Origin of the sequence: Shewanella bicestrii (assembly GCF_002216875.1) — a bacterium.
Classification (GTDB): Bacteria; Pseudomonadota; Gammaproteobacteria; order Enterobacterales; family Shewanellaceae; genus Shewanella; species Shewanella seohaensis.
Genome location: NZ_CP022358.1, coordinates 4,317,681 through 4,341,531, shown reverse-complemented (window position 1 = coordinate 4,341,531; position 23,851 = coordinate 4,317,681). Strand labels below are relative to the sequence as shown.

8 protein-coding genes are annotated in these 23,851 nt (G+C 50.7%); 2 read left to right on the top strand and 6 right to left on the bottom strand.

Annotation, left to right across the window (positions count from 1 at the left end):
- Positions 1-82: 82 nt before the first annotated feature.
- The 5 genes from CF168_RS18935 to hemC form a co-directional block, all read right to left on the bottom strand.
- Positions 83-16,018 (bottom strand): Ig-like domain-containing protein, encoded by a 15,936-nt coding sequence (locus tag CF168_RS18935; protein WP_089068654.1) that lies wholly within the window; start codon positions 16,016-16,018, stop codon positions 83-85.
- Positions 16,019-16,418: 400 nt separating this feature from the next.
- Positions 16,419-17,585 (bottom strand): heme biosynthesis HemY N-terminal domain-containing protein, encoded by a 1,167-nt coding sequence (locus CF168_RS18930; protein ID WP_089068653.1) that lies wholly within the window; start codon positions 17,583-17,585, stop codon positions 16,419-16,421.
- Positions 17,582-18,823, bottom strand: a complete 1,242-nt coding sequence (locus CF168_RS18925) for a uroporphyrinogen-III C-methyltransferase (RefSeq protein WP_089068652.1) — start codon at positions 18,821-18,823, stop codon at positions 17,582-17,584. The genes CF168_RS18930 and CF168_RS18925 overlap by 4 nt, the downstream gene beginning before the upstream one ends.
- A 60-nt stretch (positions 18,824-18,883) precedes the next feature.
- The gene (locus CF168_RS18920; protein WP_089068651.1) at positions 18,884-19,624 is read right to left on the bottom strand and encodes a uroporphyrinogen-III synthase; all 741 of its coding nucleotides are present in this window, start codon (positions 19,622-19,624) and stop codon (positions 18,884-18,886) included.
- Positions 19,625-19,628: 4 nt separating this feature from the next.
- Entirely contained in the window at positions 19,629-20,561 is a 933-nt protein-coding gene (gene hemC / locus CF168_RS18915; RefSeq protein ID WP_089068650.1) for a hydroxymethylbilane synthase, read from the bottom strand.
- A 202-nt stretch (positions 20,562-20,763) separates the two neighbouring features.
- Between hemC and CF168_RS18910 the strand changes: the two genes are divergently transcribed.
- Entirely contained in the window at positions 20,764-23,178 is a 2,415-nt protein-coding gene (locus CF168_RS18910) for a class I adenylate cyclase (protein WP_089068649.1), read from the top strand.
- Between the two features lie 41 nt (positions 23,179-23,219).
- Here CF168_RS18910 and cyaY read toward each other — a convergent pair whose 3' ends face one another.
- Positions 23,220-23,549, bottom strand: coding sequence for an iron donor protein CyaY (gene cyaY / locus CF168_RS18905; protein WP_011621196.1), 330 nt, complete (start codon positions 23,547-23,549; stop codon positions 23,220-23,222).
- Between the two features lie 67 nt (positions 23,550-23,616).
- Between cyaY and lptM the strand changes: the two genes are divergently transcribed.
- Entirely contained in the window at positions 23,617-23,811 is a 195-nt protein-coding gene (gene lptM, locus CF168_RS18900; protein WP_011627406.1) for an LPS translocon maturation chaperone LptM, read from the top strand.
- Positions 23,812-23,851 lie beyond the last annotated feature (40 nt).

The following is a 23,851-nucleotide window of genomic DNA, read 5'->3' as shown; positions in this document are numbered from 1 at the left end:
TCTATCCTTTGATTTTTATTTGATTATCAGAAGTATCGGTCATGATGGCCTATATTTCTATAGGCCATCCGAACTGATTTTATTAAGGAATCATAGTGCCATTATTATGAGGGTCTATCAGTGGCGTCACTCCTTGTGGTGCATCTGGTGTCACGGGCGCTGCATCGATAATGAGTGGGCCATTACCATTAGTACCAAGTAATCCATTGATAATCCCTGCATTATCTGTCGCACCATATTGGCTATAGAGATTAACCCCATCGAGCACGATATGCTGATCAAATACACCATCCTTGTTAGCATCGATATCGATAACGGTAGAACCATTGCTATCTAAGCTAAAGTTCAGATAGCTTTCTAACGTGCCAGCCGTTTCTCCTTGGAGTAAATCACTCAGATCGAGCTTATCTTCACTCACATTGAAGTCCATGATGTGGTCTGTGCCTTTGTCAGCATCCGCATAGCGCCATACGAAGGTATCATTACCACTATCACCACGTAGGACATCATCACCAAGGCCACCGATCAGAGTGTCGTTACCTGCACCGCCAATCAGAGTATCGTTACCTGCACCGCCAATCAAAGTATCGTTACCATTGCCACCATAGAGAGTATCTTTACCAGCACCTCCATCCAAATAATCATTGCCGCCCTGACCGAATAGAATGTCATTACCAGCACCACCCAAAATGATGTCTGCTTTGTCGTTTGCACCAGATTGGTCAAACTCGTCACTATGTTCACTGATGTATCTGTGAACTTGGGCATCACTAGCATCAGCTATACCTAGCTTATCGGCAACGTAGGCTTTAATAGCGGCGAAGCCTTGGCCACTAATGCCAGTAAAGTGTATCGCATCACCAAAGATGACATCATCTCCAGCACCACCATCAAAACGATCTGCGCCTGGTATGGCGTTAACTTGGTCGCCAAGAATTGCATCGGCTAGATCATCAGCATCAACATTCGTTTGAACATTATCATCAGAGTCATAAGGTAATAGGTCATCCTCATCGATGTTCGAACCCATGCCGATGGCTTGAACCGTGACGCCTAGGCTTGAGAGCAATGCAAAGCCTGCTTGGGAATTTGATATAGTATCCGCGCTGGAGTCTCTACCATTACCAGCTAAAGCATAGTACTGATAGTTACCTTGGGCATCGGGTCGCATTGCTCCAACAGGGCTCCGGCTCACGCTGTAGAAGTCCTCTTCTACGCGGAACACATTACCATTTTCATCAATCACTACATGCCCGTTAACGGTATAGACTTGGCCGAATACGTAGCCAGTGCCGATGACTTGTGACAAGCTACGATCATTATTGTTCGGCCATGTGTCGTAGACCTTTGGGTTACCACCCGCATCAGCATTATAGTAGGTCGGTTTGCCGTCAGTGATAAAGAAAGCAAGATTAGTAGCCCCACTATTATTTTGGGCATCACCATTGGCGAACCAGTTGGCCGTAGTTGTGAATACATCCTCATAGTTGGTGCCGCCGCCGCTGCTCATATCATCTAAGGCATCTTGAAGAATATCTAATGCATTGGGGTCACTAAGATCTACACTGATGCTGCCCTTGGCGTGAGTATCAAAATCAACCAAGAAAATTTTCACCGTACCACTTTGTTGGCCGCTTGCACTGTCTTTGAGGGTTTCCAATACCTGAGCCAACTGCAATTTCATCGTCTCTAGCGTATCAGCGTTAATACTGCCTGAGCTATCGACCATAAAGGCAATATTGTAGTTTTGACCTGGCAGAACAATGCTACCGTCAAGGTCTCCCACAACAATATTGTGTTCGCTGCCAAAATTGACATTTTGGTCTCCTGGCTCACCTTCTGTGCCCTTGAAGTAATCAAGACGGATGGTATCTTCACCCGTTGCAGAATTAGTGAGATCGGTCCCTTTCTCTCTGGCAACCGCTTCAACTACCAAGTCAACCTGACCTGCACTTGTTCCTGGAACGCGAATTGTGACTCCAGTCAACGTAGCGTCCAGTGCATTTTCAGCCCAGAGATTGCCACCAGTCCAGCCATCAGGGCCGTCGTAATCTAGCAGTAGCTTGCCATCATTGTCAGCTACACCGAGTAGTTGTCCGTTGTAGAACACTTGTGTGCCAGCAGGCAAACCACTCAATTCAATGGAGTCGAGCAATTCGCTGCCGTCACGATCAGTTAGAGATGCATGGATTTCAACTGGGTAGTCAACATAGGTTGGCTGAACCATGACGAGCTCACCAGTGTTCTTGTCCAATTCATAAATGCCGTCATCAAATTGGATATATTCGATATCGTGCAGTGCTTTTGTTATTGTTTGTCCGTGCTCAATTGTTGTGAAGTTGAACCAGTTGTCCCACTGTGAATATCTATAGTCTTTCGTGATGATATAATCAGCGCGATTGCCCATAAGGACGGCAATATCATTCCCTTCGCCACCATATAAGCTATCTTGGCCAAGTCCTGCAACTAAGATATCATTCCCAATACCGCCATTAATTGTATCACCTTGAATAGCATCTCCGCCGACTAGCACATCATTGCCAGCATAACCAAGCAAGTGATCTCCACCGCCATTCGTGCTAACTATGTGATCGTTTCCATTCGAACCATATACTGTATCTTGGCCACTGGAAGCATCTGTTTGTTTAGCTCCAGTATTGAATGGTTGGTGAGTAAAATCGCCATTGCGGAACTGTTCAGTTGTAATTCCTGAGCTGATGAAACCACTGTAAAGTGGTGTGCCATTAGCGGTCAGTATCACGTCAACCAATGGCTTATCGGCAACTGGTTGTACTGTAATATTGAGTGTTGCCGTATCTCCCGTATTAGTCGTGTACGTAACAGTGGACACATCGCCTGACCAGTGTTGATTAGGTATAAATTTGAACTCTCCATTAGCTTGTATTAGCAAGCTACCTATGGAAAGGGCCACAGTTTGACCTGCATTGAAGCTTGTTAGTGTGCCGTTATACATGACGGTAAAGCTGACGATACTTGTATTACTTGAATGGTCGTTAGTCAAAAGTTGACCTGTTACTAACTGATCTTCTTGCTTGGTAAAGCTATCGTCACTCGTATAAATGACAGTCGCTTGGTCGCTGCCCTTGTCTGAGGTGTTACCTGCCTTGTCGGTTTGGGTTGCTTCCACCTTCAGCAGTGCACCGTCCGCCGGACGCGTTTCCGTCCAGCTGATCACGCCCGTGGTGGCGTTGTAGCTGTAGCCAGTCGCAGGATTGCCATTGGCAAACTGCAGCTCGCCATTCACCAGCTTTAATTCCACATTGGTGGTCACGCCAGCATTGACGATAGTCAGGTTCACGTGACCGCCAGCACTGAAGTCCTCGGCATCGATGCTCACGGTCAACTGTACACCTGCACCATTTCCGTCGATTTCGCCTTGCGTCAGCAGGCCATCATCTGGATTAGCGTCATCGACAATTAATACGGTCGGTGCAGTGGGTGCTGTGGTGTCAACCAGAGCCGTGTCAGAACCTTCAGCAGAAGTGTTACCCGCCTTATCGGTTTGCGTAGCGGTGACCGTGATGCTTTGACCGTCAGCTGGGGCAGTTTCAGTCCAGCTGATAACGCCGTTAGCGTAGGTATAGTTACCATAGGTCAGGGTACCAGTGCCATTGTCAGTGAAGTCAGCAAAGCTCAGTTCAATTGCTGCGCCACCGTTGATGGTGAGCGTGACATAACCGCCTGCTTCGAAATCAGTGCCGTTGATTGATACGGTAAGCTGCACGCCATCGTTGCCCATTTCGGCTGCAGTTAACAGGCCATCATCTGGATTAGCGTCATCGACAATTAATACGGTCGGTGCAGTGGGTGCTGTGGTGTCAACCAGAGCCGTGTCAGAACCTTCAGCAGAAGTGTTACCCGCCTTATCGGTTTGCGTAGCGGTGACCGTGATGCTTTGACCGTCAGCTGGGGCAGTTTCAGTCCAGCTGATAACGCCGTTAGCGTAGGTATAGTTACCATAGGTCAGGGTACCAGTGCCATTGTCAGTGAAGTCAGCAAAGCTCAGTTCAATTGCTGCGCCACCGTTGATGGTGAGCGTGACATAACCGCCTGCTTCGAAATCAGTGCCGTTGATTGATACGGTAAGCTGCACGCCATCGTTGCCCATTTCGGCTGCAGTTAACAGGCCATCATCTGGATTAGCGTCATCGACAATTAATACGGTCGGTGCAGTGGGTGCTGTGGTGTCAACCAGAGCCGTGTCAGAACCTTCAGCAGAAGTGTTACCCGCCTTATCGGTTTGCGTAGCGGTGACCGTGATGCTTTGACCGTCAGCTGGGGCAGTTTCAGTCCAGCTGATAACGCCGTTAGCGTAGGTATAGTTACCATAGGTCAGGGTACCAGTGCCATTGTCAGTGAAGTCAGCAAAGCTTAGTTCAATTGCTGCGCCACCGTTGATGGTGAGCGTGACATAACCGCCTGCTTCGAAATCAGTGCCGTTGATTGATACGGTAAGCTGCACGCCATCGTTGCCCATTTCGGCTGCAGTTAACAGGCCATCATCTGGATTAGCGTCATCGACAATTAATACGGTCGGTGCAGTGGGTGCTGTGGTGTCAACCAGAGCCGTGTCAGAACCTTCAGCAGAAGTGTTACCCGCCTTATCGGTTTGCGTAGCGGTGACCGTGATGCTTTGACCGTCAGCTGGGGCAGTTTCAGTCCAGCTGATAACGCCGTTAGCGTAGGTATAGTTACCATAGGTCAGGGTACCAGTGCCATTGTCAGTGAAGTCAGCAAAGCTTAGTTCAATTGCTGCGCCACCGTTGATGGTGAGCGTGACATAACCGCCTGCTTCGAAATCAGTGCCGTTGATTGATACGGTAAGCTGCACGCCATCGTTGCCCATTTCGGCTGCAGTTAACAGGCCATCATCTGGATTAGCGTCATCGACAATTAATACGGTCGGTGCAGTGGGTGCTGTGGTGTCAACCAGAGCCGTGTCAGAACCTTCAGCAGAAGTGTTACCCGCCTTATCGGTTTGCGTAGCGGTGACCGTGATGCTTTGACCGTCAGCTGGGGCAGTTTCAGTCCAGCTGATAACGCCGTTAGCGTAGGTATAGTTACCATAGGTCAGGGTACCAGTGCCATTGTCAGTGAAGTCAGCAAAGCTCAGTTCAATTGCTGCGCCACCGTTGATGGTGAGCGTGACATAACCGCCTGCTTCGAAATCAGTGCCGTTGATTGATACGGTAAGCTGCACGCCATCGTTGCCCATTTCGGCTGCAGTTAACAGGCCATCATCTGGATTAGCGTCATCGACAATTAATACGGTCGGTGCAGTGGGTGCTGTGGTGTCAACCAGAGCCGTGTCAGAACCTTCAGCAGAAGTGTTACCCGCCTTATCGGTTTGCGTAGCGGTGACCGTGATGCTTTGACCGTCAGCTGGGGCAGTTTCAGTCCAGCTGATAACGCCGTTAGCGTAGGTATAGTTACCATAGGTCAGGGTACCAGTGCCATTGTCAGTGAAGTCAGCAAAGCTCAGTTCAATTGCTGCGCCACCGTTGATGGTGAGCGTGACATAACCGCCTGCTTCGAAATCAGTGCCGTTGATTGATACGGTAAGCTGCACGCCATCGTTGCCCATTTCGGCTGCAGTTAACAGGCCATCATCTGGATTAGCGTCATCGACAATTAATACGGTCGGTGCAGTGGGTGCTGTGGTGTCAACCAGAGCCGTGTCAGAACCTTCAGCAGAAGTGTTACCCGCCTTATCGGTTTGCGTAGCGGTGACCGTGATGCTTTGACCGTCAGCTGGGGCAGTTTCAGTCCAGCTGATAACGCCGTTAGCGTAGGTATAGTTACCATAGGTCAGGGTACCAGTGCCATTGTCAGTGAAGTCAGCAAAGCTTAGTTCAATTGCTGCGCCACCGTTGATGGTGAGCGTGACATAACCGCCTGCTTCGAAATCAGTGCCGTTGATTGATACGGTAAGCTGCACGCCATCGTTGCCCATTTCGGCTGCAGTTAACAGGCCATCATCTGGATTAGCGTCATCGACAATTAATACGGTCGGTGCAGTGGGTGCTGTGGTGTCAACCAGAGCCGTGTCAGAACCTTCAGCAGAAGTGTTACCCGCCTTATCGGTTTGCGTAGCGGTGACCGTGATGCTTTGACCGTCAGCTGGGGCAGTTTCAGTCCAGCTGATAACGCCGTTAGCGTAGGTATAGTTACCATAGGTCAGGGTACCAGTGCCATTGTCAGTGAAGTCAGCAAAGCTTAGTTCAATTGCTGCGCCACCGTTGATGGTGAGCGTGACATAACCGCCTGCTTCGAAATCAGTGCCGTTGATTGATACGGTAAGCTGCACGCCATCGTTGCCCATTTCGGCTGCAGTTAACAGGCCATCATCTGGATTAGCGTCATCGACAATTAATACGGTCGGTGCAGTGGGTGCTGTGGTGTCAACCAGAGCCGTGTCAGAACCTTCAGCAGAAGTGTTACCCGCCTTATCGGTTTGCGTAGCGGTGACCGTGATGCTTTGACCGTCAGCTGGGGCAGTTTCAGTCCAGCTGATAACGCCGTTAGCGTAGGTATAGTTACCATAGGTCAGGGTACCAGTGCCATTGTCAGTGAAGTCAGCAAAGCTCAGTTCAATTGCTGCGCCACCGTTGATGGTGAGCGTGACATAACCGCCTGCTTCGAAATCAGTGCCGTTGATTGATACGGTAAGCTGCACGCCATCGTTGCCCATTTCGGCTGCAGTTAACAGGCCATCATCTGGATTAGCGTCATCGACAATTAATACGGTCGGTGCAGTGGGTGCTGTGGTGTCAACCAGAGCCGTGTCAGAACCTTCAGCAGAAGTGTTACCCGCCTTATCGGTTTGCGTAGCGGTGACCGTGATGCTTTGACCGTCAGCTGGGGCAGTTTCAGTCCAGCTGATAACGCCGTTAGCGTAGGTATAGTTACCATAGGTCAGGGTACCAGTGCCATTGTCAGTGAAGTCAGCAAAGCTTAGTTCAATTGCTGCGCCACCGTTGATGGTGAGCGTGACATAACCGCCTGCTTCGAAATCAGTGCCGTTGATTGATACGGTAAGCTGCACGCCATCGTTGCCCATTTCGGCTGCAGTTAACAGGCCATCATCTGGATTAGCGTCATCGACAATTAATACGGTCGGTGCAGTGGGTGCTGTGGTGTCAACCAGAGCCGTGTCAGAACCTTCAGCAGAAGTGTTACCCGCCTTATCGGTTTGCGTAGCGGTGACCGTGATGCTTTGACCGTCAGCTGGGGCAGTTTCAGTCCAGCTGATAACGCCGTTAGCGTAGGTATAGTTACCATAGGTCAGGGTACCAGTGCCATTGTCAGTGAAGTCAGCAAAGCTCAGTTCAATTGCTGCGCCACCGTTGATGGTGAGCGTGACATAACCGCCTGCTTCGAAATCAGTGCCGTTGATTGATACGGTAAGCTGCACGCCATCGTTGCCCATTTCGGCTGCAGTTAACAGGCCATCATCTGGATTAGCGTCATCGACAATTAATACGGTCGGTGCAGTGGGTGCTGTGGTGTCAACCAGAGCCGTGTCAGAACCTTCAGCAGAAGTGTTACCCGCCTTATCGGTTTGCGTAGCGGTGACCGTGATGCTTTGACCGTCAGCTGGGGCAGTTTCAGTCCAGCTGATAACGCCGTTAGCGTAGGTATAGTTACCATAGGTCAGGGTACCAGTGCCATTGTCAGTGAAGTCAGCAAAGCTTAGTTCAATTGCTGCGCCACCGTTGATGGTGAGCGTGACATAACCGCCTGCTTCGAAATCAGTGCCGTTGATTGATACGGTAAGCTGCACGCCATCGTTGCCCATTTCGGCTGCAGTTAACAGGCCATCATCTGGATTAGCGTCATCGACAATTAATACGGTCGGTGCAGTGGGTGCTGTGGTGTCAACCAGAGCCGTGTCAGAACCTTCAGCAGAAGTGTTACCCGCCTTATCGGTTTGCGTAGCGGTGACCGTGATGCTTTGACCGTCAGCTGGGGCAGTTTCAGTCCAGCTGATAACGCCGTTAGCGTAGGTATAGTTACCATAGGTCAGGGTACCAGTGCCATTGTCAGTGAAGTCAGCAAAGCTCAGTTCAATTGCTGCGCCACCGTTGATGGTGAGCGTGACATAACCGCCTGCTTCGAAATCAGTGCCGTTGATTGATACGGTAAGCTGCACGCCATCGTTGCCCATTTCGGCTGCAGTTAACAGGCCATCATCTGGATTAGCGTCATCGACAATTAATACGGTCGGTGCAGTGGGTGCTGTGGTGTCAACCAGAGCCGTGTCAGAACCTTCAGCAGAAGTGTTACCCGCCTTATCGGTTTGCGTAGCGGTGACCGTGATGCTTTGACCGTCAGCCGGTGCGGTTTCGGTCCAGCTGATGACGCCGTTGTTGTAGCTGAAGCTGGTCGTTGGGCTGCCATTAGCGTACAGCACGCCATTGACTAAGGTCAGTTCAACCGTGGTGGTCACGCCAGCATTAACGATGGTCAGGCTAACATGGCCGCCTGCACTGAAGTCGGTCGCATTGATGCCGACGGTTAACTGAACGCCTGCACCATTACTGTTGATTTCACTTTGCGTTAGTAAGCCATCACCTGGGTTGCCGTCATCGACGATTAATACGGTCGGTGCACTTGGTGCGGTGGTGTCTACGGTTGCAGTGTCAGAGCCTGGTGCAGAGGTGTTACCCGCCGCATCGGTTTGTGTTGCTGTCACCGTGATGCTTTGACCGTCAGCCGGTGCGGTTTCGGTCCAGCTGATGACGCCGTTGTTGTAGCTGAAGCTGGTCGTTGGGCTGCCATTAGCGTACAGCACGCCATTGACTAAGGTCAGTTCAACCGTGGTGGTCACGCCAGCATTAACGATGGTCAGGCTAACATGGCCGCCTGCACTGAAGTCGGTCGCATTGATGCCGACGGTTAACTGAACGCCTGCACCATTACTGTTGATTTCACTTTGCGTTAGTAAGCCATCACCTGGGTTGCCGTCATCGACGATTAATACGGTCGGTGCACTTGGTGCGGTGGTGTCTACGGTTGCAGTGTCAGAGCCTGGTGCAGAGGTGTTACCCGCCGCATCGGTTTGTGTTGCTGTCACCGTGATGCTTTGACCGTCAGCCGGTGCGGTTTCGGTCCAGCTGATGACGCCGTTGTTGTAGCTGAAGCTGGTCGTTGGGCTGCCATTAGCGTACAGCACGCCATTGACTAAGGTCAGTTCAACCGTGGTGGTCACGCCAGCATTAACGATGGTCAGGCTAACATGGCCGCCTGCACTGAAGTCGGTCGCATTGATGCCGACGGTTAACTGAACGCCTGCACCATTACTGTTGATTTCACTTTGCGTTAGTAAGCCATCACCTGGGTTGCCGTCATCGACGATTAATACGGTCGGTGCACTTGGTGCGGTGGTGTCTACGGTTGCAGTGTCAGAGCCTGGTGCAGAGGTGTTACCCGCCGCATCGGTTTGTGTTGCTGTCACCGTGATGCTTTGACCGTCAGCCGGTGCGGTTTCGGTCCAGCTGATGACGCCGTTGTTGTAGCTGAAGCTGGTCGTTGGGCTGCCATTAGCGTACAGCACGCCATTGACTAAGGTCAGTTCAACCGTGGTGGTCACGCCAGCATTAACGATGGTCAGGCTAACATGGCCGCCTGCACTGAAGTCGGTCGCATTGATGCCGACGGTTAACTGAACGCCTGCACCATTACTGTTGATTTCACTTTGCGTTAGTAAGCCATCACCTGGGTTGCCGTCATCGACGATTAATACGGTCGGTGCACTTGGTGCGGTGGTGTCTACGGTTGCAGTGTCAGAGCCTGGTGCAGAGGTGTTACCCGCCGCATCGGTTTGTGTTGCTGTCACCGTGATGCTTTGACCGTCAGCCGGTGCGGTTTCGGTCCAGCTGATGACGCCGTTGTTGTAGCTGAAGCTGGTCGTTGGGCTGCCATTAGCGTACAGCACGCCATTGACTAAGGTCAGTTCAACCGTGGTGGTCACGCCAGCATTAACGATGGTCAGGCTAACATGGCCGCCGGCACTGAAGTCGGTCGCATTGATGCCGACGGTTAACTGAACGCCTGCACCATTACTGTTGATTTCACTTTGCGTTAGTAAGCCATCACCTGGGTTGCCGTCATCGACGATTAATACGGTCGGTGCACTTGGTGCGGTGGTGTCAATTGTGACACTGTCGCTGGCGCTATCGGTATTACCCGCTGGGTCAGTGACGGTGGCGGTTAAGGTTAGGGTTTGACCGTCTGCAGGGGCATCGACGGCTAAGCTCAGACCATTATCGAGCATGGTTTGAGTGACGGCGCCATTAAACAGCACATTACCATCTTGGTCGACAATCACTAAGGTGTCGCCGATGGCGGTACCCGCACCGAGGGTGACTTGGTAGTTCACTTGACCGCTGAGTTCAGCACTGCTGAGCAGACCATCATTGTTAGCATCTTCGGTGATGGTGAGGCTGACGGCAGGGGCGTTTAGATCAATCACTACATCTTGGGTGACGGTTTTGCTGTTGCCGGCCACGTCGGTGACGGTGGCGACCACGGGGTAGGTGCCGTCAGGCAGTACGGTGCCGGTCAGGTCCACACTCCAGTTACCTTGCGCATCAATCACTAAGCCGTTAGCGGTGGTGTAAGTCACTCCGTTGATAGTAACGGCTAAGGTGCTGTTGTCATCCAAATCGACGGTGCCGTGGAACACCAAGGTGTTGTCGTTGGTGATAAAGTCGCTGCTGGAGCTACCGGTGTCTTGGGTGATGCTGGTGATGGCCACGGTGTTGCCGTCGCCGTCTTGATCAATCTTGGTATCAATCACCACATCTTGGGTGACGGTTTTGCTGTTGCCGGCCACGTCAGTGACGGTGGCGACCACAGGGTAGGTGCCGTCAGGCAGCACGGTGCCGGTCAGGTCCACACTCCAGTTACCTTGCGCATCAATCACTAAGCCGTTAGCGGTGGTGTAAGTCACTCCGTTGATGGTGACGGCTAAGGTGCTATTGTCATCCAAATCGACGGTGCCGTGGAACACCAAGGTGTTGTCGTTGGTGATAAAGTCGCTGCTGGAGCTACCGGTGTCTTGGGTGATGCTGGTGATGGCCACGGTGTTGCCGTCGCCGTCTTGATCAATCTTGGTATCAATCACCACATCTTGGGTGACGGTTTTGCTGTTGCCAGCCACGTCAGTGACAGTGGCGACCACAGGGTAGGTGCCGTCAGGCAGTACGGTGCCGGTCAGGTCTACACTCCAGTTACCTTGCGCATCAATCACTAAGCCGTTAGCAGTGGTGTAAGTCACCCCGTTGATGGTGACGGCTAAGGTGCTGTTGTCATCCAAATCGACGGTGCCGTGGAACACTAAGGTGTTGTCGTTGGTGATAAAGTCGCTGCTGGAGCTACCGGTGTCTTGGGTGATGCTGGTGATGGCCACGGTGTTGCCGTCGCCGTCTTGATCAATCTTGGTATCAATCACTACATCTTGGGTGACGGTTTTGCTGTTGCCAGCCACGTCAGTGACGGTGGCGACCACGGGGTAGGTGCCGTCAGGCAGCACGGTGCCGGTCAGGTCCACACTCCAGTTACCTTGCGCATCAATCACTAAGCCGTTAGCGGTGGTGTAAGTCACTCCGTTGATGGTGACGGCTAAGGTGCTGTTGTCATCCAAATCGACGGTGCCGTGGAACACCAAGGTGTTGTCGTTGGTGATAAAGTCGCTGCTGGAGCTACCGGTGTCTTGGGTGATGCTGGTGATGGCCACGGTGTTGCCGTCGCCGTCTTGATCAATCTTGGTATCAATCACCACATCTTGGGTGACGGTTTTGCTGTTGCCGGCCACGTCGGTAACGGTGGCGACCACGGGGTAGGTGCCGTCAGGCAGTACGGTGCCGGTCAGGTCCACACTCCAGTTACCTTGCGCATCAATCACTAAGCCGTTAGCGGTGGTGTAAGTCACTCCGTTGATAGTAACGGCTAAGGTACTGTTGTCATCCAAATCGACGGTGCCGTGGAACACTAAGGTGTTGTCGTTGGTGATAAAGTCGCTGCTGGAGCTACCGGTGTCTTGGGTGATGCTGGTGATGGCCACGGTGTTACCGTCGCCGTCTTGATCAATCTTGGTATCAATCACCACATCTTGGGTGACAGTTTTGCTGTTGCCGGCCACGTCGGTGACGGTGGCGACCACGGGGTAGGTGCCGTCAGGCAGCACGGTACCGGTTAAGTCGACGCTCCAATGGCCATTTGCATCGATCACTAGACCATTACCTATGGTGTATTCCACGCCATTGATCGTGACAACCAAGTTACTGTTGCCATCTAATTCTACGGTACCTTGGAACACTAAGGTGTTGTCGTTGGTGATAAAGTCTGTATTGGAACTACCTGTATCTTCGGTGATACTTGTAATTGTTACAGCGTTATCTCGTCCCAGTCCTATCTGTGTATCGACAATCACATCTTGCGTTGCACTAGTGGTGTTACCTGCAATGTCGGTGACAGTGGCGACCACAGTGTAAATGCCGTCAGGCAGTACGGTGCCGGTCAGGTCCACACTCCAGTTACCTTGCGCATCAATCACTAAGCCGTTAGCGGTGGTGTAAGTCACTCCGTTGATAGTAACGGCTAAGGTGCTGTTGTCATCCAAATCGACGGTGCCGTGGAACACCAAGGTGTTGTCGTTGGTGATAAAGTCGCTGCTGGAGCTACCGGTGTCTTGGGTGATGCTGGTGATGGCCACGGTGTTGCCGTCGCCGTCTTGATCAATCTTGGTATCAATCACCACATCTTGGGTGACGGTTTTGCTGTTGCCGGCCACGTCAGTGACGGTGGCGACCACAGGGTAGGTGCCGTCAGGCAGCACGGTGCCGGTCAGGTCCACACTCCAGTTACCTTGCGCATCAATCACTAAGCCGTTAGCGGTGGTGTAAGTCATCCCGTTGATGGTAACGGCTAAGGTGCTATTGTCATCCAAATCGACGGTGCCGTGGAACACCAAGGTGTTGTCGTTGGTGATAAAGTCGCTGCTGGAGCTACCGGTGTCTTGGGTGATGCTGGTGATGGCCACGGTGTTGCCGTCGCCGTCTTGATCAATCTTGGTATCAATCACCACATCTTGGGTGACGGTTTTGCTGTTGCCGGCCACGTCAGTGACAGTGGCGACCACAGGGTAGGTGCCGTCAGGCAGTACGGTGCCGGTCAGGTCTACACTCCAGTTACCTTGCGCATCAATCACTAAGCCGTTAGCAGTGGTGTAAGTCACCCCGTTGATGGTGACGGCTAAGGTGCTGTTGTCATCCAAATCGACGGTGCCGTGGAACACCAAGGTGTTGTCGTTGGTGATAAAGTCGCTGCTGGAGCTACCGGTGTCTTGGGTGATGCTGGTGATGGCCACGGTGTTGCCGTCGCCGTCTTGATCAATCTTGGTATCAATCACTACATCTTGGGTGACGGTTTTGCTGTTGCCAGCCACGTCAGTGACAGTGGCGACCACAGGGTAGGTGCCGTCAGGCAGTACGGTGCCGGTCAGGTCTACACTCCAGTTACCTTGCGCATCAATCACTAAGCCGTTAGCAGTGGTGTAAGTCACCCCGTTGATGGTGACGGCTAAGGTGCTGTTGTCATCCAAATCGACGGTGCCGTGGAACACTAAGGTGTTGTCGTTGGTGATAAAGTCGCTGCTGGAGCTACCGGTGTCTTGGGTGATGCTGGTGATGGCCACGGTGTTGCCGTCGCCGTCCTCATCGATCTTGATATCGACATTACCATTATCAGTGGCATTGCCCGTATTGCCAGCTGGATCTGTCACTGTTGCGGTTGCAGTATAACCACCATGAGGAATTGGATTAATGACATCAACAGCATATGTACCGTCAGGATTCACCGTGGTGGTAAGAGTTTGCTGCACACCATTGCTGTCAGTAACAACAATAGTGATGACGCTACCAGGGGCGGCATCTGTTGTACCTGTGATGGTTGGCGTGGTATCTCGGGTATCATCAGGCGCGCTGACGGTAATAGTGGGGGCCGTCGTGTCGAGTAGCGCGGAATCACTGCCTTCAGGCGAAGTATTACCCGCTGGATCGGTAATGGTTGCAACTACAGTGATAGTTTCACCTTCAGCTGGCGCAGGAAGTGTTAAGTTTACATAACCATTATTGATATCTTCTTGTGTCAACACATAGTCAACACCATTAACTGTCAGGGTATCGCCTGCATTCGCACCTGTGCCGCCTAAGCCGATGGTCACACTGACGTCTGTTGCCCCGCCGAGCTCTGCATTACTGATAAAACCATCATCGTTTGTATCAGTGGTAATGGTAACGCTTGGTGCGCCATCGGCCACAGGAGTGACATTAATGGTTAAGGTTGCAGTTGAACCGGTATTGGTGGTGTAGGTAATTACTGGAACTTGGCCATTCCAGTTTTCATTCGGGGTAAAGCTGTACGAGCCATCGGCATTGAGTACTAAGCTGCCGCCTTCGAGAGTGACGGTTGTGCCTGCAGCAAAGGTGCTGCCCGATACTGTAAAGCTCACCACACTTAAGCTGGAATCGACATCGGTGTCGTTGTCGAGCACATTGCCTGTGGCGACGGTATCTTCAGCAACAGTATTGGTGTCGTTTGCTAATACCGATGGATCATCAACTGGGGTGACATTAATGGTTAAAGTTGCAGTCGAACCGGTATTGGTGGTGTAGGTAATTACTGGAACTTGGCCGTTCCAATCTGCATTAGGGGTAAAGCTGTAAGAGCCATCGGCATTGAGTACTAAGCTGCCACCTTCGAGAGCGACAGTTGTGCCTGCAGCAAAGGTGCTGCCCGATACTGTAAAGCTCACCACACTTAAGCTGGAATCGACATCGGTGTCGTTGTCGAGCACATTGCCTGTGGCGACGGTATCTTCAGCAACAGTATTGGTGTCGTTTGCTAATACCGATGGATCATCAACTGGGGTGACATTAATGGTTAAGGTTGCAGTTGAACCGGTATTGGTGGTGTAGGTAATCACTGGAACTTGGCCATTCCAGTTTTCATTCGGGGTAAAGCTGTACGAGCCATCGGCATTGAGTACTAAGCTGCCGCCTTCGAGAGCGACAGTTGTGCCTGCTGCAAAGGTGCTGCCCGATACTGTAAAGCTCACCACACTTAAGCTGGAATCGACATCGGTGTCGTTGTCGAGCACATTACCTGTGGCGACGGTATCTTCAGCAACAGTATTGGTGTCGTTTGCTAATACCGATGGGTCATCAACTGGGGTGACATTAATGGTTAAGGTTGCAGTTGAACCGGTATTGGTGGTGTAGGTAATAACAGGAACTTGGCCATTCCAGTTTTCATTTGGGGTAAAGCTGTAAGAGCCATCGGCATTGAGAATAAAGCTGCCACCTTCGAGCGTAACAACTGTGCCCGCCGCAAAGTCGGTTTCGTTGATATTAAATCCAACCACACTTAACACATTGTCGGCATCGCTGTCGTTATCGAGCACATTGCCAGAAGCAACAGTATCCTCATCGACCGTAATACTGTCGTTAACTAATACCGAAGGAGAGTCGGTTGCTACGGTTTGCTCTGGTGTGGCAGTTGTGGCTGCGGTGAGCGTTTGTCCAGAGGTTGAATAACCAGATGTCGCTAAGGCTTCTGTACCATCACGGGCTAAGGTGACATAGCCTGAGTTACCGTCACGGCCAGCTGGGGTATTACCTGCGGCGGTTTCTGGTAAGTTTTGGGTTGGATCCTCACCAGATGCAATGAGATCTTGTAGTGCTTGGATTTCGTCTTGGGTTGCTTGGCCGCCGGCGTTGGGGGTGGCAGCAATGCTAGGCTCAACCTCATTGGATAACTTAGTACCATCATCAAAGGTGATTTCGTAGGTCGCATTTTCACCGATATGAAGCACAGCACCTTTGGGGAGTTGCTCGCCATCCTTAGCGGGTTGATTTGAACCATTAACCTCGACTTCGATCTGCCCTTTGACCAGTTTGAGCAAACCTTTCTTTGTTGTAATGATCGATCCCATAATAAGCTCCCAACACCTGATTGTGTTAATCCAAAGATGCACAAATCCAACAAATGTGTTGGATAGTGATACAAGTGATGAAATTTTAGCTTGGCACTAATAGGAAGTCAATTTTTTGACGCGACGCGATAACTTGCTATGACTGGGTTTTACGGAGAGTGGTGCGAAAAATTGGCGTTTAAATCTGCCTTAACTAGATGTGGTATCTTAAAGCAGAATAGACGCTGCATCTAGTACCTTTGTTTTATATGTAGAAACATATTTATAACAAATCGATCTGTGTATAGACATTAAAATTTTATGAATTCTGCGAAAACGGCGTGCAGGCAAGCTAAAACGGAAGTGATTGGTTAGATTTGAGGGGCCGCAACTCCGATTGGGGGGCTGCGGCTATAGCAAATTACAAGTTAACCGCCTGGCGATAACTTTGATTGGCGTTACCTTGTTCGCCGAGTTGTTCTTGAATACGGGCAAGCGATAACCAAGACGCTTGGCTTGGGGCGAGACGACACACATTCTGCCAGCAGGTTTTAGCTTCTTTCATGTCGCGGGTTTGTTGATACAACAGCGCTAAGCACTTTTGGTAATCAGCATTATTCTCATGGGTTATTTCATGCTTGAGTAATTGCTTGCGGATCTCTTCGTCATGGGCGGTGACTATTTGTGGTATCACTTCTAACAGTGCCGACTCAGGCGAGCTACGTAGCTTTTTCGAGAGTAATTTAAGCGCTTGGTCTTTACGATTAAAGCGGCATAAGCCCATGGCGTAAATTGCTAAAAACTCAGACTGGTTACGTTCATCACGTGAAAGCCATTGCCAGCATTGCTCTAGGGCATCTTCCCCTTTAAGACTCGCTGCTTTTAACAGGGCGCAATGGGTTTCAACGCTGAGTGCATTTAGCTTGGCATCCTCTAAGATCTGACGTTTCTTCAGTATTGGGAGCAACAGCTTAAGCGCTTCCCAATCTTCTTGCGTCCGGTACAACTCTAGGGCGAGTTTCAGCACTGGGGCTTTGCTCTTGCTGGTTGGGGTTAACTTATCAAGTTCCGCTCTGGCTAAGGCGAGTTCCCCTTGCTTGAGCAAGTAACGTGTACGAGTAGTCGCTACCGCATTGGCCGTCATAGGTTGGGCTTCAGCGCGGGCAAGGTATTGATCTCGCTCGGCGATTTTATTTTGATGTTGCGCAGCACGTGCAGCGGCTAACAAATTTAATGCTGGCAGTTCACCGTTGTCAGCCCCTTTAATCATGGCGCGCTCTGCTGCTGGCCAATCTTCTTCGGCAATGGCGAGTGCGCCGATTAGGGTGTGTTTCTTGGCGGAGCGGCGACGCCAATGCTGCGGGATAAAACGGCTGCGAAGCAGCAAATTAATCACAGTGATCACTAGCCATTCCAGCACTTGGAACAGGGCATAGAACACGATTAACATGATGATCCCAAAGACTAAACTGGTCTCAAGCTGATAATCGCCAGCGGCAATATACACATAGCCAGTATTGCCGACAATCCAAGGGCTGATACACAGGCCTATTAATATGATCCCAAGAAATATCAATGCCTTAATCATAGCTGTGGTTCCTCTGAAGAGGTGAGTTCACCATAGCTGGTTAACTGTAATAACAGTGGTTTAGCGGCAAAGGATTTCAGCGTAATAGGGTCAAGCTCCAATGTCGCCAGTTTGTCTATCTCGGCGATGGCTTCGCTGGTAGGGTGGGCTTGAACATCAAAATAGGTTTGGATCCACTGGCGCGCCATCATCAGTGATTGATGATAAGCCGCTCTATCATAGCGATAGAGTGCCAGTTGAGATTGCAGCAGTTTATGGCGAATATTCTCGACCAAATACCATTGTTGCTCCGGTGCGAGCAGGGCAGGCGCATCGGCGGTTTTGTGGCGAATGGTAACAAAATCTTGGGTTAACGCCTTCCAAGTTTTACTTAGGTTACTTTGCCAATCATTCAGATCGCCAGAAATGGTAGTATCTTCAGGGGCGCTTGCGTCAGCATCCGCGCGGCTAAGGGGCAACTTATCGAGTTGGTCGATTAAGGCATCGAGAGCTAATACGCTGCCTTCAATATCCGCACTCTTAATGTTGGTGGTCGCGGCAATATCCTTGGCCAGCGCCTTACGGATTGGCAGTAAAGCAGGGTTATTCATTGCGGCAATGGTTTCGTCGGCTGACTTTAGTAAGTCGGTTGCCGTGCGTGGATCTTTTTCGAGCCAAAGCTTACGCCCCGCCATATTCACTAGGTATTCTGCTTCCGAGGCCATCCAGTGGGTTGGGCTACGTTGGGCCAGCTTATTTAACCTGTCCTGCAACTGACTTTGGTCCGAGGCGAGTTTGGCGAGCTCTTGGAAGGTTTTGGTATTTGACAGTTGTTGTTGCTCAAGCTGCGCAATGCGCTGATTCGGGGCGAGTAAGGCTTGTTGTAATTGATCCTGCAAGGCCAGATTTTTGTTGGTTTGCACTTGGATTTGTGCTTGAAGCTGTTGCTGCATTTGTTGATACAGCAAATAGCCACCACATATGGTGCAAACGGTTAAGCCTAAGGCCAATAGCACACCAAAACGAATCGCCCTGGAGCTGCGATTCACTTGCACCACTTGGCGAGTCGCTTTGGTCGATTCGGGTTTGCTGGCTTGCGGCTGAGTATCGGCAGGTTTGACGGCTTTATCTTCGAGCTGATTGACCTGCGGTTCAGACGCTTCGGTCTTTGCTGCAACGTCATCGGTATTGACCGATGGAGCGAGAACTGGGGTAGCCTGTGACTCTGGGCTTTGGGCGTCGTGCTTGTTGTTATCCATTTAACAGTCCTTAAAATCATGCTACTGCCGAAATTCGAGTAAAATCGGGCTAAATAGCGCTTAGAGTTTAAGGGCGTTTAGCACGGCTTTGCTGTTGGCGGCATTGGCATTGGTGACTTGGGTTATACCAAAGGCATGAGCTTGAGCTTCTACTCGGTTACTGGGGACTATGATATGACATGAGCGCAGCCATGCAAATAACTCTTTTGGCACTAGATTAATCAGATTATCCAGTACTTCACCACTCGTTATGACGATAGTATCTATCCCAAAGTCATGCCACTGTTGGCTAACAGCGGCACCATCGAGCGGCGGGCAAGCGCGTTGATAGACTTCCCAATAGCGCACCTTCGCGCCTCTAGCACTCAGTTGCTCGGCGAGGGCTTCACGACCACCGACGCCACGAATGATAGTGATGTGTTTGCCTTGGATATCTTGTAGCGCAGACAGGGTCAGCAAGCCTTCCGTTTGCTGGCAATCATCCGGTGCTTCGAGAGCCTCAATTCCCTTTTCTTGCAGCGCTTCCCAAGTCGCATGACCCACGGCGAAATAAGGCACGCTTGGCCAGTCTTTAACTTGGGCTGTATCGACGTTAAACGCAGCATCAGCAAAGCTCACCGCATTGGCGCTGATACAGATAACCATATCGACATCGGCTAGGGGATGTGAAGTGTCAGGTGGCAGCACAGGCGTGGCCTCAACACAGAGGAGCGGGGTAACGCAGTGGTCGATACCCTTTTCAGTTAAGGCATCGACCATGGACTGATTGCGCCCCTCGGGGCGCGTCAGTAAGACTTTCATCGTCTTAGGCTTTTGCGTAAACAGCGTCGAGGATGCTTTTGGCGCCTTTGCTGAGTAGTTCTTCAGCCAGGGCCACACCGAGTTTCGTTGCTTCGGTCTTTGGACCTGTAATCACGCCTTCGATGATTTCGCTACCATCTGGGTTACCTACGAGGCCGCGCAGTGTCATCTCATCACCGTGGATTTCGGCAAAAGCACCAATAGGTACTTGGCAGCCGCCTTCGAGGCGAGTATTCATGGCGCGCTCGGCGATCACGCGGTAGCGAGTCTCTAAGTGTTCTAAAGGTGCTAGGAGTGCTTTTACGCGTTCATCGTTAGTGCGGCACTCGATACCGACAGCACCTTGACCGTTGGCGGGTAAGGATTCTTCCGCAGAGATAAAGCTGGCGATACGCTCAGACAATTTCAGGCGGATTAAACCTGCAGCAGCCAGGATAATCGCATCGTATTCGCCGTTATCGAGTTTCGCGAGGCGAGTACCGACGTTGCCACGCAGATCTTTGATAATCAGGTCTGGGCGTGAGGCGCGCAGCTGGCACTGACGACGTAGGCTTGAGGTGCCGACTGTGGCGCCAAGTGGTAGCTCACTGATTGACTTATAAAGGTTAGACACAAAGGCGTCGCGCGGATCTTCGCGCTCACAAATCACTTCCAGTCCTAAGCCTTCGGGGAAATCCACTGGCACGTCTTTCATCGAGTGCACAGCGATATCGGCTTGGTTTTCCAGCATGGCGACTTCGAGTTCTTTTACGAACAGGCCCTTACCACCAACCTTAGCTAATGGGGTGTCTAAGATAACATCGCCCTTAGTGCTCATTGGCAATAGCTCCACCACGATACCTGGGTGAACGCGTTCTAATTCTGCTTTAACAAATTCTGCTTGCCACATGGCCAGCGGACTCTTGCGGGTAGCGATACGTATGCGGTTTTCAGACATGCCTAGTTTCCATCCGAGATCTTAGTTGCGCCAATGCTAACATTGGCTATTCGTGAATGTAAGGAAGGCGTATCGATTCTTTGAAGTCGGCGGCGTTCTAAATTGACTTAAAGTGTGACGAGCTTCTCATTTGGTTGCTCAACTTTGCAAAAGTGTTAACATGAGCACACTTCTTACTCGTGCTTAAGTGTCGTGGTCTTGGATGGATCAGCAAGGTCAATTTCCTGATATTGCAGAAAGACTTAATCAAGTTCGTATCGCACGAGCTTTAGCCTTGTTGTCGCCGCTTCAAAAGCATTTGTTCCGTTTGATCCCTTTCCTTATTCAGCAGAATAGCGTCCAGTATCCTGGCTTTGTTGATGCCGACACTCCGTGCGGGATCCAAGGTTATCGTCCTGATTCACTTGAGGCGCAGGCCTGCGATGTATTTAAGCTCCCCTTTATTGCCAGCGAGGCTGAAAATCCAGCCTTTGAAGGCGTTTACGCTATGGGCAGCACGGCCAGTTTTGGCCAGAATGCCAAAAGTGATGTGGATGTATGGCTAGTGCACCATGCACAGCTGTGTGATGAGGATTTAGCCTTAATCAAATTAAAAGCCGAGCGTTTAACTGCTTGGTTTGCCGAATATCAGTTTGAGGTGAATTTTTACTTAGTTCACCCGCTGCAATTTTCCGGCGATAAATCGCAGCGTTCCGGTTGCCAATCGTCGATGGCCCATGAGCACAGCGGCAGTACGCAACACTGGTTATTGCTTGAGGAGTTTTATCGCAGCCAAATTCGGTTAGCGGGTAAAACCATCGCATGGTGGCCCGATGCCAAGCTTAATCCTGAGCTGCTGTACCTAGGTAATGTGCACGAGCTGCCGGCGAGTGAGTACTTTGGGGCGTCGCTGTGGCAGCTCTATAAAGGCCTCAATAAACCCCATAAGGCGTTGATAAAAGTACTGCTACTGGAAGCCTATGCGAGTGAATATCCACATTCGCAACTGTTGTGCGACAGGTTGTGGCAAAAGACCTTAGCGGGGGATTTTTCCACCTCTAATGATGCTTATTACGCGATTTATGAGGTCATCGAAGCTTATCTATTAAAGCAGAATGATAATCGTCGACTCGAGATTGTGCGCCGCTGTTTTTATCTCAAATGTGGCGTGTATTTGAGCGTCGCGGACCAAGGCAAAGACTGGCGCTACGCCAAAATGCAAAAGCTAGTGCAAGAATGGCAGTGGCCCGACAGCTTAATTTCGACCTTAGATGACTGTGAGCATTGGCACAGCGGACAATTGAACTGGTTCAATGAACAGCTCAACGAGTTGTTACTGGCGAGTTACCAAACGCTGCTGCGCTTCGCCTCGACCCATGAATTGAATGAGGGGCTCAGGATTGAAGAGTTAGGGATGCTCACTCGCAAGCTGCACACTTACTTCAGCCAAGATGAAGATCAAATCGCTAAGTTAAATCTGCTCTGGAGCCGCTCGGTCGCCGAATCTGAAGTGACTATGGTGTCTAGTACTAAGGAAAACCAATATTACCTCTACCGCCAGGGGCCCAAACCGCAAAATCTGTTGGGTGAATCGGCGATATGTAAGGGGAAAACTCCCTCGGCATTGATGATCTGGGCCTGCTTAAATGGCGTGTCGACGCCAGAAACCAAATGGTATGAGTTTGGCCAGAGTAAGGTTAAGTCTCGTCGCTTAACCGAGGCGGCGCGGCGGTTACTGAACTTTATCGACCACGACTGGCGGGTATCGAAACTCGACCTATGTCAGCCCTGGCATTTTAGAAAGCTGATTTTTGTTCTTAATCTCGACTGCGACCCTACCGTCCACTGGCATGGGCAAGAGATGATGGTCGATGTGATGAATGCCAACGTGTTTTCATTAGGCCGTAAGAAGGAAAATATGCTCGGCGCCCTGGATGCCATCTGCCTCAATAGTTGGGGAGAGTGGCAATGCCACCGTTTTGAGGGCGAAACCGCAGTATTGCAGGCGCTATCGTTTGTCACGCCGGGATTAAGGCGTGCGACCCATCCGGTGGATATGGATGTGATTAGCTGCTCACAAAAACTCAGGCCTCAGCTTAAGTTAGCGGTGAAAAACCTGCTGAAACAAACCGTGCGCCTATGTCAGCAGGTGCAACAATCGAGCACTTTAGTGCAGCCGCTGCAAATCAGTCATACCCGTTATGGGATATTCTTTAACCCATTGGGGATGGCGTATCAGGACTTGAGCGATGCCAAATCCTTCTATCAGCAGCTGTCACGCAGCCATCTGGTGCAATTGCCTCGGCCCGAGTTGGGCGACGATCCCTTTTCGAGTATGCCAAAAATTATTCAGAACTTTGCGGCTAAGGGAGCGATTCAATATTTCCTGCGCCAGCGGCCCGAAAGTTTGGATGTGTTTATTCTCGATGAAGATAATCAGCTTAGCCATTATGTGCAGCCGGGCTCGAATATGATGGAATTGGTGAACAAAGTGAGTCATCACTATGTATTTGATGAGTATTATGCTTCGAAGGCGAGGTTTAACATTCCGCAGTTTTTCCATCTAGTGCGGGTAGCGGGCGAGTTGACTGTCATGCCCTTTGGGGTCGATATCAATAACGCTAACGTGGAGTTTTAAGCGGGAATCGCTCCCGCTTGTTAAAGCTGCACGCGCTTATATTAGAAGCTCAGTGCGATACCGCTCTGGCGAAGGATAGAGTCCTGTACAAAGGGCATAAACTCGCCACCATTACGGCCATCAATCCATTTACCATCAACAAAACCAAAGTGATAGCCACCAAAACGGGTTGCAACCCAAATCTCATGCAAAGGCTCTTGTTTGTTGATGACAATTTTCGAACCATCGACAAATTCCAGCTGTAAAACGTTACCGCTGGCATCAATATCGACATCGGCGTCTTGTTCATCAATTGCGGTTTCGATAGCGGTCTCTATCGCTTGGAACATGTCATCGGCGAGCTGGTGAAATTCTGTATCTGTCATGGCCATGCATTTCTGTCCTTTGCTTTCGTCAAGATGGGTGCGATTATAAGGCTATTAGTCACCAGATGCACAGATGTTGAGAAAAATGAGACTGTTTTTATTGTTATTGCTTGGTAGCCTATTCATTACAGCATGCGGTCAAAAAGGCCCCCTGTATAAATCCTCTCCCGCAGAGGTGAGTCAGCCTACAGAAATTAAGGCGCCGAAGAGTGAAGCGACCCCTGCCGACCCGGCGGAGCCTCAAGCTGAAACTGAAAAAACACAATAATAATCAGCATAATTACAACAAAGCGCAGTAAGGAATCGGA

What these genes read in the sequence shown, in the direction of transcription:
- CF168_RS18935 (WP_089068654.1), bottom strand. Translation starts at nt 16,018, where the DNA reads ATGGGATCGATCATTACAACAAAGAAAGGTTTGCTCAAACTGGTCAAA.
- CF168_RS18930 (WP_089068653.1), bottom strand. Translation starts at nt 17,585, where the DNA reads ATGATTAAGGCATTGATATTTCTTGGGATCATATTAATAGGCCTGTGT.
- CF168_RS18925 (WP_089068652.1), bottom strand. Translation starts at nt 18,823, where the DNA reads ATGGATAACAACAAGCACGACGCCCAAAGCCCAGAGTCACAGGCTACC.
- CF168_RS18920 (WP_089068651.1), bottom strand. Translation starts at nt 19,624, where the DNA reads ATGAAAGTCTTACTGACGCGCCCCGAGGGGCGCAATCAGTCCATGGTC.
- hemC (WP_089068650.1), bottom strand. Translation starts at nt 20,561, where the DNA reads ATGTCTGAAAACCGCATACGTATCGCTACCCGCAAGAGTCCGCTGGCC.
- CF168_RS18910 (WP_089068649.1), top strand. Translation starts at nt 20,764, where the DNA reads ATGGATCAGCAAGGTCAATTTCCTGATATTGCAGAAAGACTTAATCAA.
- cyaY (WP_011621196.1), bottom strand. Translation starts at nt 23,549, where the DNA reads ATGGCCATGACAGATACAGAATTTCACCAGCTCGCCGATGACATGTTC.
- lptM (WP_011627406.1), top strand. Translation starts at nt 23,617, where the DNA reads ATGTTGAGAAAAATGAGACTGTTTTTATTGTTATTGCTTGGTAGCCTA.